This is a genomic window from Halpernia humi (assembly GCF_900108025.1).
In the GTDB taxonomy this organism is placed as follows: Bacteria; Bacteroidota; Bacteroidia; order Flavobacteriales; family Weeksellaceae; genus Halpernia; species Halpernia humi.
Genome location: NZ_FNUS01000006.1, coordinates 20,478 through 32,572 on the forward strand (window position 1 = coordinate 20,478; position 12,095 = coordinate 32,572).

12 protein-coding genes are annotated in these 12,095 nt (G+C 32.5%); 7 read left to right on the forward strand and 5 right to left on the reverse strand.

What is annotated here, in order from left to right:
* Window position 1: 1 nt before the first annotated feature.
* From hisC to hisIE, 6 genes are all read left to right on the forward strand, one after another.
* A complete protein-coding gene (gene hisC, locus C4S29_RS11500) occupies window positions 2-1,039 on the forward strand; it encodes a histidinol-phosphate transaminase (protein WP_103914246.1) in 1,038 nt (345 codons plus the stop codon).
* A gap of 88 nt (window positions 1,040-1,127) precedes the next feature.
* Window positions 1,128-2,222: a bifunctional histidinol-phosphatase/imidazoleglycerol-phosphate dehydratase HisB gene (gene hisB / locus C4S29_RS11505; protein ID WP_103914247.1), complete on the forward strand. Its 1,095-nt coding sequence runs from the start codon at window positions 1,128-1,130 to the stop codon at window positions 2,220-2,222.
* Window positions 2,219-2,800 carry an imidazole glycerol phosphate synthase subunit HisH gene (hisH, locus tag C4S29_RS11510; protein ID WP_103914248.1) on the forward strand — a complete coding sequence of 194 codons (582 nt, stop codon included), beginning with the start codon at window positions 2,219-2,221 and terminating at the stop codon, window positions 2,798-2,800. Before hisB ends, hisH begins: the two co-directional genes overlap by 4 nt.
* Entirely contained in the window at window positions 2,800-3,513 is a 714-nt protein-coding gene (gene hisA, locus C4S29_RS11515; protein ID WP_103914249.1) for a 1-(5-phosphoribosyl)-5-[(5-phosphoribosylamino)methylideneamino]imidazole-4-carboxamide isomerase, read from the forward strand. Before hisH ends, hisA begins: the two co-directional genes overlap by 1 nt.
* A 2-nt stretch (window positions 3,514-3,515) precedes the next feature.
* On the forward strand, window positions 3,516-4,268 hold the full coding sequence (gene hisF / locus C4S29_RS11520; protein WP_103914250.1) for an imidazole glycerol phosphate synthase subunit HisF: 753 nt from the start codon (window positions 3,516-3,518) through the stop codon (window positions 4,266-4,268).
* Window positions 4,265-4,852 carry a bifunctional phosphoribosyl-AMP cyclohydrolase/phosphoribosyl-ATP diphosphatase HisIE gene (gene hisIE / locus C4S29_RS11525; protein WP_103914251.1) on the forward strand — a complete coding sequence of 196 codons (588 nt, stop codon included), beginning with the start codon at window positions 4,265-4,267 and terminating at the stop codon, window positions 4,850-4,852. The genes hisF and hisIE overlap by 4 nt, the downstream gene beginning before the upstream one ends.
* Window positions 4,853-5,108: 256 nt before the next feature.
* Here hisIE and rplT read toward each other — a convergent pair whose 3' ends face one another.
* From rplT to thrS, 5 genes are all read right to left on the reverse strand, one after another.
* On the reverse strand, window positions 5,109-5,456 hold the full coding sequence (gene rplT / locus C4S29_RS11530; protein ID WP_103914252.1) for a 50S ribosomal protein L20: 348 nt from the start codon (window positions 5,454-5,456) through the stop codon (window positions 5,109-5,111).
* 120 nt (window positions 5,457-5,576) lie between these two features.
* The gene (gene rpmI / locus C4S29_RS11535; RefSeq protein WP_103914253.1) at window positions 5,577-5,774 is read right to left on the reverse strand and encodes a 50S ribosomal protein L35; all 198 of its coding nucleotides are present in this window, start codon (window positions 5,772-5,774) and stop codon (window positions 5,577-5,579) included.
* 414 nt (window positions 5,775-6,188) lie between these two features.
* Window positions 6,189-7,142 carry a hypothetical protein gene (locus C4S29_RS11540; protein ID WP_103914254.1) on the reverse strand — a complete coding sequence of 318 codons (954 nt, stop codon included), beginning with the start codon at window positions 7,140-7,142 and terminating at the stop codon, window positions 6,189-6,191.
* A 133-nt stretch (window positions 7,143-7,275) separates the two neighbouring features.
* Window positions 7,276-7,836 carry a translation initiation factor IF-3 gene (gene infC, locus C4S29_RS11545; protein ID WP_103914255.1) on the reverse strand — a complete coding sequence of 187 codons (561 nt, stop codon included), beginning with the start codon at window positions 7,834-7,836 and terminating at the stop codon, window positions 7,276-7,278.
* Window positions 7,837-7,925: 89 nt separating this feature from the next.
* Window positions 7,926-9,845: a threonine--tRNA ligase gene (gene thrS, locus C4S29_RS11550; protein WP_103914256.1), complete on the reverse strand. Its 1,920-nt coding sequence runs from the start codon at window positions 9,843-9,845 to the stop codon at window positions 7,926-7,928.
* Between the two features lie 951 nt (window positions 9,846-10,796).
* On the opposite strand from thrS, the gene C4S29_RS11555 reads away from it, so the two are divergent.
* Complete coding sequence (locus C4S29_RS11555; protein WP_103914257.1) at window positions 10,797-12,083, forward strand: adenylosuccinate synthase; 1,287 nt, start codon at window positions 10,797-10,799, stop codon at window positions 12,081-12,083.
* Window positions 12,084-12,095: the final 12 nt, after the last annotated feature.

The window sequence follows — 12,095 nt, forward strand, 5'->3', positions numbered from 1 at the left end:
AATGGAATTTAATTTAAATAATTTAATTAGAGAAAACATCAAAAATCTCGTTCCTTATTCTAGTGCGAGAGATGAATTTTCTGCCGAAGAAGGCGTTTTTTTGGATGCAAATGAAAATCCTTTTGGTGATTATAACAGATATCCGGATCCGTATCAAAAAAAATTAAAAGCAAAAATTTCTGAATTTAAAAATATAAAATCTGAACAAATTTTTTTAGGAAACGGAAGTGATGAAGTGATTGATTTGCTCTTGAGAATTTTCGCAGAACCGAAGAAAGATAAAATTTTAGTATTCAATCCCACTTACGGAATGTACCAAGTTTCTGCGAGTATTAATGATGTGGAAGTATTAGATTTTCCTTTAAACAAAGAATTTCAAATAGATTTTAATGAAGATTTAGAGAATATTTTAGAAGACAAAAATCTAAAATTAGTGTTTATTTGCTCGCCCAATAATCCTTCAGGGAATTTAATTAAAGGCGAGACTATTGAGAAAATTTTAAATAATTTTAAAGGAATTGTGGTTGTAGATGAAGCCTACGAAGATTTCAGTACGGAAATATCTTGGCTAAATAAAATTAAAAATTATCCGAATTTGGTAGTCATGCAAACCTTTAGCAAAGCGTGGGGAATGGCGGGATTAAGAGTTGGGATGGCGTTTGCACAAGAAGAAATTATGGCGTTAATGAATAAAGTGAAACCGCCTTACAACATAAGTATTTTGAACCAGAACGAGGTTTTAAAAGAATTAAACCAAACAGAAAAATTTTCTCTAAGGCTAAAAGAAATCATAGATCAAAGAAATTTTTTAGAAAAGGAACTTCAAAATTTTTCTTTTGTTAAAAAAATATTTCCTTCAAATGCCAATTTTCTTTTGGTAGAAGTAGAAGATGCGAATTCACTCTATCAATATTTGGTTAACCAAAAAATTATTATCAGAAACCGAAATTCTGTTGTGAGAAATGCAGTGAGAATTACCATTGGAAGCGAAGTGGAAAACAAAACACTGTTAGATTATTTACAAAAATTTGAAAATTAAAATGAAATCTCCATTAACAACTTTGCAAAAAAAATTGATCAAGTTTAAGGCGATTACATGTGACCATAAAAAAAATTAAAAACTACACATGAAAAAAGTATTATTTATAGACCGCGACGGCACTTTAATTTTAGAACCGCCAACAGATTTTCAGGTGGATTCTTTAGAAAAATTAGAATTTTACCCAAAAGTATTTCAAAATTTAACAAAAATTGCTACAGAATTGGATTATGATTTGGTGATGGTAACCAACCAAGACGGACTTGGAACGGAGAGTTTTCCGCAAGAAGATTTTGATTTGCCACATCAAAAAATGTTAGATGCTTTTAAAAATGAAGGCATTGTTTTTTCAGATATTTTAATTGATGATAGTTTTGAAGAAGACAATTCACCGAACCGAAAACCACGAACAGGAATGTTGCAAAAGTACATTCACGGCAATTACGATTTAGAAAATTCTTACGTGATTGGCGACCGAAAAACAGATGTAGAGTTGGCGAAAAATTTAGGTTCAAAATCGATTTATTTAAATAAAGACATTTGCGAAAACGCCGATTTTAATACCAATAATTGGAATGAAATTTATCAATTTTTAAAAAATATTCCAAGAAAAGCATTGGTAAAAAGAAATACCAACGAAACTAAAATTTCAATTGAATTAAATCTTGACGGTTCTGGAAAATCTAATATTGACACAGGTCTAGCATTTTTTGATCACATGCTCGAACAGATTTCAAAACATGGAAATTTTGATCTAAATGTAAAAGTTGATGGCGATTTAGTAGTGGACGAACACCACACCATTGAAGATACTGCGATTGTTTTGGGCGAATGTTTTTTGCAGGCTTTAGGAAGTAAAAAAGGAATTGAGCGCTATGCTTTTCTTTTGCCGATGGACGATTGTTTAGCGCAAATTGCGTTAGATTTTGGTGGCAGAAATTGGTTGGTTTGGGATGTTGAATTTAAACGGGAAAAAATTGGTGAAATGCCAACAGAAATGTTTTATCATTTTTTTAAATCTTTTTCAGATGCTTCAAAATCTAACATAAACATTAAATGCGAGGGCGAAAATGAACACCATAAAATAGAATCAATTTTTAAGGCTTTTGCTAAAGTTTTAAAAGCCGCGGTGAAAATTGAGGGCAATAATTTCGCAATTCCAAGCACAAAAGGTTCCTTATGATTGCAATTATAGATTACGGCGCAGGAAATATAAAATCTGTAGAAAACGCCATCGAAAAATTGGGTTTTGAAACCATTTTAACTTCCGATTTTGATGAGATCAGAAATGCTGAAAAAATTATTTTTCCAGGTGTTGGCGAAGCATCCACGGCGATGAAATTTTTAAAAGAGAAAAATTTAGATATTTTAATTCCAACTTTAACACAGCCTTTTTTGGGGATTTGTCTCGGTCAGCAATTGCTTTGCAGTTATTCCGAGGAAAATAATACCGAATGTTTAGGCATTTTTGACGTAAAGGTGAAGCAATTTCCAAGCACTGAAATTGTGCCGCACATGGGTTGGAATAATCTATCAAATTTAAAAGGTGATTTATTTAAATGCGTTTCAGAAGCAGATGATTTTTATTTTGTACACAGTTTTTATTGTGAATTGAGTGAAAATACGAGTTCTGAATGTAATTATATTTTGCCGTTCAGCGCGAGTTTGCAAAAAAATAACTTTTATGGAATGCAATTTCATCCGGAAAAATCGGGCGATATTGGTTCAAAAGTTTTAGAAAATTTTTTAAATTTAAATTAATGAAAATAATACCTGCCATCGATATCATCGACGGAAAATGCGTTCGGCTTTCGAAAGGCGATTACGATACCAAGAAAATTTACAATGAAAATCCCGTAGAAGTGGCGAAAGAATTTGAAGCAAACGGCATCAAATATTTACATTTGGTAGATTTGGACGGTGCAAAATCTCGCACCATTGTAAATGCAAAAGTCTTAGAAAAAATAGCCAATGAAACCAATTTAAAAATTGACTTTGGTGGCGGAATAAAATCTGAAAAAGATTTGGAAACCGCTTTTAATGCTGGCGCAAATCAAATTACAATCGGAAGCATCGCCGTTGAAAACAGAGAAATTTGTTTGGATTGGATTTCTAAATATGGCGCAGAAAAAATTATTCTTGGCGCCGATTGTTTGGATCGAAAAATTAAAACTTCGGGTTGGTTAACGGACTCAAATTTAGATGTCATAAATTTCATTCAATCTTATCAAAAAGTGGGTATTCAAAGTGTAATTTGCACCGATATTTCTAAAGATGGAATGTTGGAGGGGCCGTCTTTTCAATTGTATGAAGATATTCTGAATGATTGTAAAATTGATTTAATTGCAAGTGGCGGAATTTCAAACGCTGCAGATTTAGAACAGTTAAAAAAGATAAATTGCAGCGGCGCAATCATCGGAAAAGCCTTGTATGAAAACAAAATAAGTTTCAAGGAACTTCAAAAATTTCTTTAAAAATGTTGAAAAAAAGAATCATTCCATGTTTGGATATCAAAGATGGCAGAACGGTAAAAGGAATCAATTTTGTCGGACTTCGAGATGCCGGAAATCCCGTAGAATTAGCAAAAGAATATTCCGAACAGGGCGCAGATGAATTGGTTTTTTTGGATATTTCTGCAACAGACGAAAAGCGTAAAACCTTGATTCATTTGGTAGAAGAATTAAGTAAAGAAATAAATATTCCTTTCACCGTCGGCGGCGGAATTTCGACCTTAAATGATGTTGATTTATTGCTAAAAGCAGGCGCAGACAAAGTTTCACTCAATTCTTCGGTCGTTAAAAATCCTAAATTAATTTCAGATATTTCACAAAGATTTGGAAATCAATGTGTAGTTGTTGCGGTAGATTCTAAACAATTTGAAACGCAAGATTTTGTCTTCGTGAATGGTGGAAAAATTAAAACCGATTTCCAAACTTTGGATTGGATAAAAAGGGCTGAAGAACTTGGTGCAGGCGAAATTCTTTTAACTTCAATGGATTTTGACGGAACGAAACAGGGTTTTGATGTTCGTTTGCTAAAACAGGTTTCAGAAATTTGTAATTTACCCTTAATTGCTTCGGGCGGCGCGGGAAAAATTGAAGATTTCACTGAAGTCTTTTCAAAAACTAATGCAACAGGCGCTTTGGCAGCAAGTATTTTTCACTTTGGTGAAGTGCAAATTCCTGAATTAAAATTAAATTTAAAACAAAATAAAATTCCCGTAAGATGATGATAGATTTCGAAAAAAGCAATGGATTAGTTCCTGTAATTGTGCAAGATTGGCTCACTTTGCAAGTGTTGATGTTGGGTTATATGAATCCTGAAGCCTACGAAAAAACGCTTGAAGATGGTAGAATTCATTTTTTTAGCAGAACAAAAAATAGAATTTGGCTAAAAGGCGAAACTTCAGAAAATTATTTATTTGTAAAAAATATTAAAAAAGATTGCGATTCTGATGCGCTTTTAATTTTAGCAAAACCCACAAATTCTGTCTGTCACACAGGAAGTTTCAGTTGTTTTGATGAAAAAAATGACAAAGGTTTTTTGTATGAATTAGAAGAAAAAATTTCAAAACGAATTGACGAAAAAACTGAAAATTCTTACACTTATGATTTATTTAAAAGAGGCATCAATAAAGTCGCCCAAAAAGTAGGAGAGGAAGCCGTAGAACTTGTAATAGAAGCAAAAGACAATGATAAAAATTTGTTTTTAAACGAAGCGGCAGATTTGATGTACCATTATTTAATTCTTTTAAAAGCGAAGAATTTTAAATTGGAAGATGTGGAAAAAATCTTGGTTGAGCGGGATAAATAAGAGTTTGTTTAAAGATAAACTATCCATCATAAATTTTCTTTTCCCAACCCTAAAGGGAGGGAAATTTATCGCAAAATTTAAACAAAATGACACCCTTTAGGGTCGGGGAAAATTTTTTGTTAAAATTTAAAAAATCACTAAAAATATAGCCGGTTAATGATGTTTTTGAATATTCTTGTATTCGTTGCTAATGAATTTAATAAAAAAACCCCGAAGAAAACTTCGGGATTTTAATATTGATAACAAAAATTTTTATTTATTTTTTAATTTGGTCAACGATTGCTTTGAACGCTTCAGGATGATTCATTGCTAAATCTGCTAAAACTTTTCTGTTCAACTCAATGTTATTCTTCTTCATCGCGCCCATAAATTGGCTGTAAGTCATTCCATATTCTCTGGCACCCGCGTTGATACGCATAATCCATAGACTTCTGAAACTTCTCTTTTTCTCTTTTCTCCCGCGGTAAGCATATTCCATTGCTTTTTCCACGGCGTTTTTAGCGACAGTCCATACATTTTTTCTTCTAGCGAAAAAACCTTTGGCTTGCTTCATTACTTTTTTTCTACGCGCTCTAGACGCTACAGAATTGACTGATCTTGGCATAATTAAATTTGTTTTTTTGAAAAGGGCGGCAAATTATTTCATTGCACTTGGTTGCACCGTTTCAGGGTTAAATTTTTTGAAATTGTTGAATTTCTATAAACCGATTGAGATTTATAAAAACTACTTTAAAGCTAATTGGCGTAAAACACTTTTCTCGTCCACTTTCGCAACATAAGAAGTTTGCGTAAGATTTCTCTTTTGCTTAGTTTCTTTTTTAGTTAAGATGTGACTTTTGAAAGCACCTTTTCTTTTAATTTTACCAGTTCCGGTAAGCTTAAAACGCTTTTTAGCACCTGATTTAGTTTTTAATTTTGGCATTTTTGCTTAATTTATATTTTGTTATCAATATCTTTTTCTACATGCAAACGCCTCTTCACAGAAATGTCCACATTTTTCAGACTGCAAAAGTACGAAATTTTGCGGAAATATGAAAAGATAATTTCGTTTTTGAAAAGGATTGTTTTAGATTGTTTTAAAATTGATAAATTTTTAAAGCTTTTATTTTTTAGGAGCAAGAAGATTTGTCATTTGTTCGAAGATTGGTCCCGCTTTCCACTATATCCCGCCGCGGCGGGGATGTCGTTTCAATCGGGGCTAGGAAGTGGGTTTTTGTTTCTTTGAAGGGAAGAATGTTTTTTAATTAAAAAACTGTTTTTTTTGAGTTAGCAAGTTTTGTTAAACATTATAATTTTGTCAAGGCTTAAAAATCTGAAGATTGACTGTAACTTTTGCCTACGAGACAAAAGATTCTTCAATAAAATCTATATATATCTTTGTTGTATTGTATAACAAATCGTAATAAAAGTAAGCGTGTTTTTTTAAATCTTCGCTTATTATGTCTAAATTATAAATTTTTATATTTCCATCCCCAATATCTAATTTTCTAGTTCCTGTATCTCTTTTGTAAGTATTTTCTCCTATTTTTGACCAAGTTTTTTGCCATATAAAACTACCAAAAGAAATAGTTGGAGGATGTAAAAGTGGATTAACAAAATTGTTGAAAATCAATATTTTACGAATTTTTTTACTACTGATTTTTTCAAAAATAATTAATTTATATTCTGGTTCTTCGCAATAACCTTTACGAAAATTTTTTCTGCAAGATGAATAATCATTTTCAATTCCCAGAAATAAGTTTTCTTTGAATTGTCTATACTTAATAATTTTTTTTCCAGAACTATATTTTTCTGAAAAACTTGGAAATTTTAAGTCTAACAAATCCTGATAATAATTAATCCACGCTTCAGAATTAAAAAATGGATTATTAACCATTTTATATATTACTTTTTCTTTAGGTACAATTAAGTCATCAAAACTATCAAATCGAGATATTTTTTGAAAACTTTCAACTTCTTTTTGATTTGCCCAAAAAACTTCTTTTGATAAATTCTCAATTTCAAATCTCTTTTTTGTTAGTTCATCTGAATGATCCATTGTTCCATCAGAAAAACTCCAAAGATTATAATCAAAATTAACTTCATCTAAATCTATAGAAAATATTAACTTTGAGAAACGTTCCTTTAAAAAATTCTCATATAATCTTAAATCTATATATTTTTCAAGTGGGTTTAAAGTTTTTATGTAAAACGAAGATTCTAAATAAGTATTTTGAACCTTGTAAAAGTAATGAAGTATTTTTTCAATAAATAGATTTTCATCTAATTCTATGTGGGCAAATTTATTCATAGGGTTTACATACTTGTTTTCAATATTATCACAAAAATATAAATGTAAGTAAATTTTTGAATCTGGATAATATCAAATTTTCCATAAAAAAAGAGACCCAAAAAGGTCTCTTTAATATTTATAAATCGAAAATTTATTTCGCTGCTTTTTTCGGGCTCATCATCATAATCATTCTTTTACCTTCCAATTTCGGCAACTGATCCACTTTTCCAACGTGTTCCAATTCTTGAGCCAATTTTAAAAGTAAAATTTCGCCTTGGTCTTTAAAAACGATGGAGCGGCCTTTAAAGAAAACGTAGGTTTTCAATTTTGAGCCTTCTTCCAAGAATTTCTCAGCGTGTTTTTTCTTAAACTCATAATCGTGATCATCAGTTTGCGGGCCGAAACGAATTTCTTTTACAACTACTTTAACTTGTTTGGCTTTTAGTTCTTTCTGTTTCTTTTTTTGCTCGTATAAGAATTTTTTATAATCCAAAATACGGGTGATAAAAGGTTCAGATTTATCGGAAATTACCACCAAATCCAACTCTTGGTCTCTGGCAATTTGTTTCGCTTTTTCCAAGGGATAAACACCTGGCTCCACATTTTCGCCGACAAGACGAACTTCTCGCGCTCGGATTTTATCATTTATTTGATGTAAATCTTCCTGTACGCGTCGCTGTGGACCTCTGTTATTAAATCGTTTTAGTGCTATGGTTTTATTTTTTTAAAGTTAATTCTAATTTTTATTTGTCATTGCGAGTAAAGCAATCTGTTTCAACTTGCAATTATTTTTAAGAAAATTTATATTTTCGCTTCTTTTAAAAAATAATTCGCAAAATCTTCAACGCTCATTTCGCCCAAATCACCTTCGCCTCTTTTCCTTACAGAAACCGTGCCGTTTACTGCTTCGTTTTCTCCTACAATCAGCATGAATGGTAACTTCTGAAGTTCGGCATCTCTTATTTTCTTACCGGTTTTCTCATTACGGTCGTCTATAAGTCCGCAAATATCGTGATTTTCTAACAATTGTGAAACTTTTTTTGCATAATCTACATATTTTTCACTAATTGGCAAAATAGTAAATTGATCTGGCGCCAACCAAAGTGGAAAATCGCCTGCTGTATTTTCTAATAAAATAGCGATAAATCGTTCCATAGAACCAAACGGCGCACGGTGAATCATCACAGGGCGGTGTTTTTCGTTATCACTTCCAATATAGTTAAGGTCAAAACGTTCGGGTAAATTATAATCCACTTGGATGGTTCCGAGTTGCCATTTTCTACCAAGAGCATCTTTTACCATAAAATCTAATTTTGGTCCATAAAATGCAGCTTCGCCATATTCAATTACTGTTTTTAGATTTTTTTCTTTCGCTGCGACCATGATTGCATTTTCTGCTTTTTCCCAATTTTCGTCAGAACCGATATACTTTTCTTTATGATCTGGGTCTCGCAGAGAAATTTGTGTCACGAAATCTTCAAAGCCTAAAGATTTAAAAACATAAAGCGTTAAATCTATTACTTTTTTAAATTCATCCATCAACTGATCGGGCGTGCAGAAAATATGTGCGTCATCTTGCGTAAACCCACGAACTCTTGTCAAGCCGTGCAATTCGCCCGATTGCTCGTATCTGTAAACCGTTCCAAATTCTGCATAACGTTTTGGTAAATCTTTGTAAGACCATTGCGAAGTTTTGTAAATCTCGCAGTGGTGCGGGCAATTCATTGGTTTTAGGAAAAATTCTTCGCCATCGTTTGGTGTTTTTATGGGCTGGAAAGAATCTGCGCCATATTTTTCATAGTGACCAGAAGTTTTGTATAATTCTACATTCGCAATATGTGGCGTCATTACAAATTCGTAACCGCCTTTTTTCTGGGCTTTGGATAGAAATTCTTCTAATTTTTTTCTTAAAGCCGTTCCTTTTGGTAACCAAAGAGGTAAACCTGCGCCCACTTTTTCAGAGAAGGCAAAAATACCCAATTCTTTTCCTAATTTGCGGTGGTCACGGCGTTTTGCCTCTTCTAATCTTTCGAGATATTCTGTTAAATCTTTTTGTTTTGGGAAAGAGATTCCGTAAACTCTGGTTAACTGTTTGTTTTTTTCATCCCCACGCCAATAAGCGCCAGCCGCATTTAAAACTTTCACGGCTTTCACAATTCCTGTTGCGGGAATGTGGCCGCCACGGCAGAGATCTACAAAATCTTCGTGTTTGCAAAACGTGATTTCGCCGTCATTTAAGTTGGTGATTAATTCTGTTTTATATTCATTATCGGCATATTCTTTTAATGCATCAGTTTTAGAAACCGGATATTTTTCAAAAGTAGAATTTATTTTGGCGTGTTCGAGCATTTTTTTCTCGATTTTTTCAAAATCTTTTTCGGATAAAACTTCGTCACCAAAATCTACATCGTAATAGAAACCTTGTTCAATTGCAGGTCCGATTGTTAGTTTAGCATTTGGATAAAAATCTAAAATCGCTTGCGCCAATAAATGTGCTGAGGAATGCCAAAACGCTTTTTTGCCTAAATCATCATTCCAAGTTAATAATTGCACCGAAGAATCTTCTGTAATTGGCGTGGTTGTTTCCACCTGAGTTCCGTTAACCATTGCAGAAATGGTGTTTCTTGCCAAACCTTCACTTATGGATTTAGCGACATCAAGAGGCGTTACAGCCGAATCAAATTCTTTGGTACTTCCATCTGGAAGTGTAATCTTAATCATATAAAAAATTGAAGGACAAATTTACAAAAATTCTTTTGTTAAAAGTGGCGAGAAAACTATGGATTTTTTAGCACAATAATCATATTAAATTTCTTTTAGTATTGAAAAAAATTACTGCATTTCAGGATTATGTTGAAAATAAAGAATTAGTTTTTTTAACTACAAATCTATCCAGCGAAAGGCACAAAAGTTTTGTGTTTTAAAATTTTGGATAATTACTTTTAAAAGTTGAAATTGGAAAAATTTTTAATTGGATTCAAACTAGTTGGGTTCAATAAACCCTTAATAATTTAAAGAAAATAATTTCATCTCTTCGGGATTTAAAACAACTTCAGATTAAAGTTTATAAAAATTAAATCCCTTCGGGATTTTCAGTATTCTCATTAAGGTTTTTATAAAAATTTCATCCCTTCGGGATTTATAAAAAATTCATTTCAAGGTTTTTATAAAAGTTTCATCCCTTCGGGATTTTCAGTATTCTCATTAAGGTTTTTATAAAAGTTTCATCCCTTCGGGATTTTCAGTATTCTCATTAAGGTTTTTATAAAAATTTCATCCCTTCGGGATTTATAAAAAATTCATTTCAAGGTTTTTATAAAAGTTTCATCCCTTCGGGATTTTCAGTATTATAATTAAGGTTTTTATAATAATTTCTTCCCTTTAGGATTTATAATAATTTCTTCCCTTTAGGATTTATAAAAATTTCATTTTAAGGCTTATAAAAACTTCATCCCTTCTGGATTTTCAGAAATTTCATTAAGTTTTTTTGTTCTTGATGCAAATTGCGCCCCGGCCTCAGTGGAGCTCTCCGCCGCGGCGGAAGCGGGAACGGAGGACGGATAAAGGCGCCCAAATTATAAAAATTAAATTTTGCGAAACATTTCCCTCTCAAATTTGCCGACAAAATTTATTAAAACTAAATTTGTGCAAATCCAAAAATTCAAATAAAATATGGCGACTTATGTGGTAGTTGGTCTTCAATATGGCGACGAGGGAAAAGGCAAAATCACCGATGTTCTTTCTGCAAAATCAGATTATGTGGTGCGTTTTCAAGGTGGTGATAACGCGGGACATACGGTTTATGTGGGCGACGAAAAATTTGTGTTGCATCTTTTGCCATCTGGTGTTTTGCAATGCAAAGGAAAATGCATAATCGCAAATGGAGTGGTGGTAAACCCGAAAGCATTTCTAAGCGAAATTAAGCAAATTGAAGATAAAAATATGCGAACTGATCATGTTTTTATTTCTAGAAGAGCTCATGTAATTATGCCGTATCATATTTTACTAGATACTTACCGTGAAGAAGAGGAGGAAGGTACACATATCGGTACAACAAAAAAAGGAATTGGCCCGTGCTATGAAGATAAAATTGCGCGTGTAGGAATCCGAATGATAGATTTACTAAATCCTGAAGTATTGGCGGAAAAAATCAGAAAAAATCTTAAAAATAAAAATTCACTTTTTGAAAAATATTTTGAGAAACCAACTTTGGATTTTGATACTATTTATAATGAATATTTAGAAATAGGTCAACTTTTGAAAGACAGAATTGTAGATACTGAACTAGAATTAAACGAAGCGATCCACGAAGGGAAAAATATTTTGTTTGAAGGTGCACAAGCGGCGATGCTCGATATAGATTTTGGGACTTATCCTTATGTAACTTCGTCTTCGCCCACAACAGGCGGTGTTTGTACAGGCGCAGGCGTTCCACCAACTTCGCTGCAAAATTTAATTGGCGTTGCAAAAGCCTACACAACACGTGTTGGAAATGGCCCGTTTCCCACAGAATTAAATGATGATTTAGGCGAAAAAATCAGACAAATCGGTTTTGAATTTGGTGCAACTACTGGAAGACCAAGAAGAACAGGTTGGTTGGATTTGGTCTCTCTGAAACATGCCACAATGATTAACGGTATCAATAATTTAGTGATAACAAAACTGGATGTTTTAACCGGAATTTCGCCATTAAAAATTGCCACAAAATATAAAACTGAAGACGGAAAAATCATCGATTATTTCACATCTTCAACCACAAAATTATATAATTACGAGCCAATTTATGAAGAATTGGAAGGTTGGAGTGAAGATTTAACGAAAGTAACTTCGTACGACGAATTACCCAAAAACGCCCAAAAATATATTGAATTTATCGAAAAATATTTAGGTATAAATGTGTATTTGGTTTCTGTGGGGCCAGAAAGAAATCAGAATATTATTCGGAAAGAGTTGTTTTAAGGGTTTATTTAA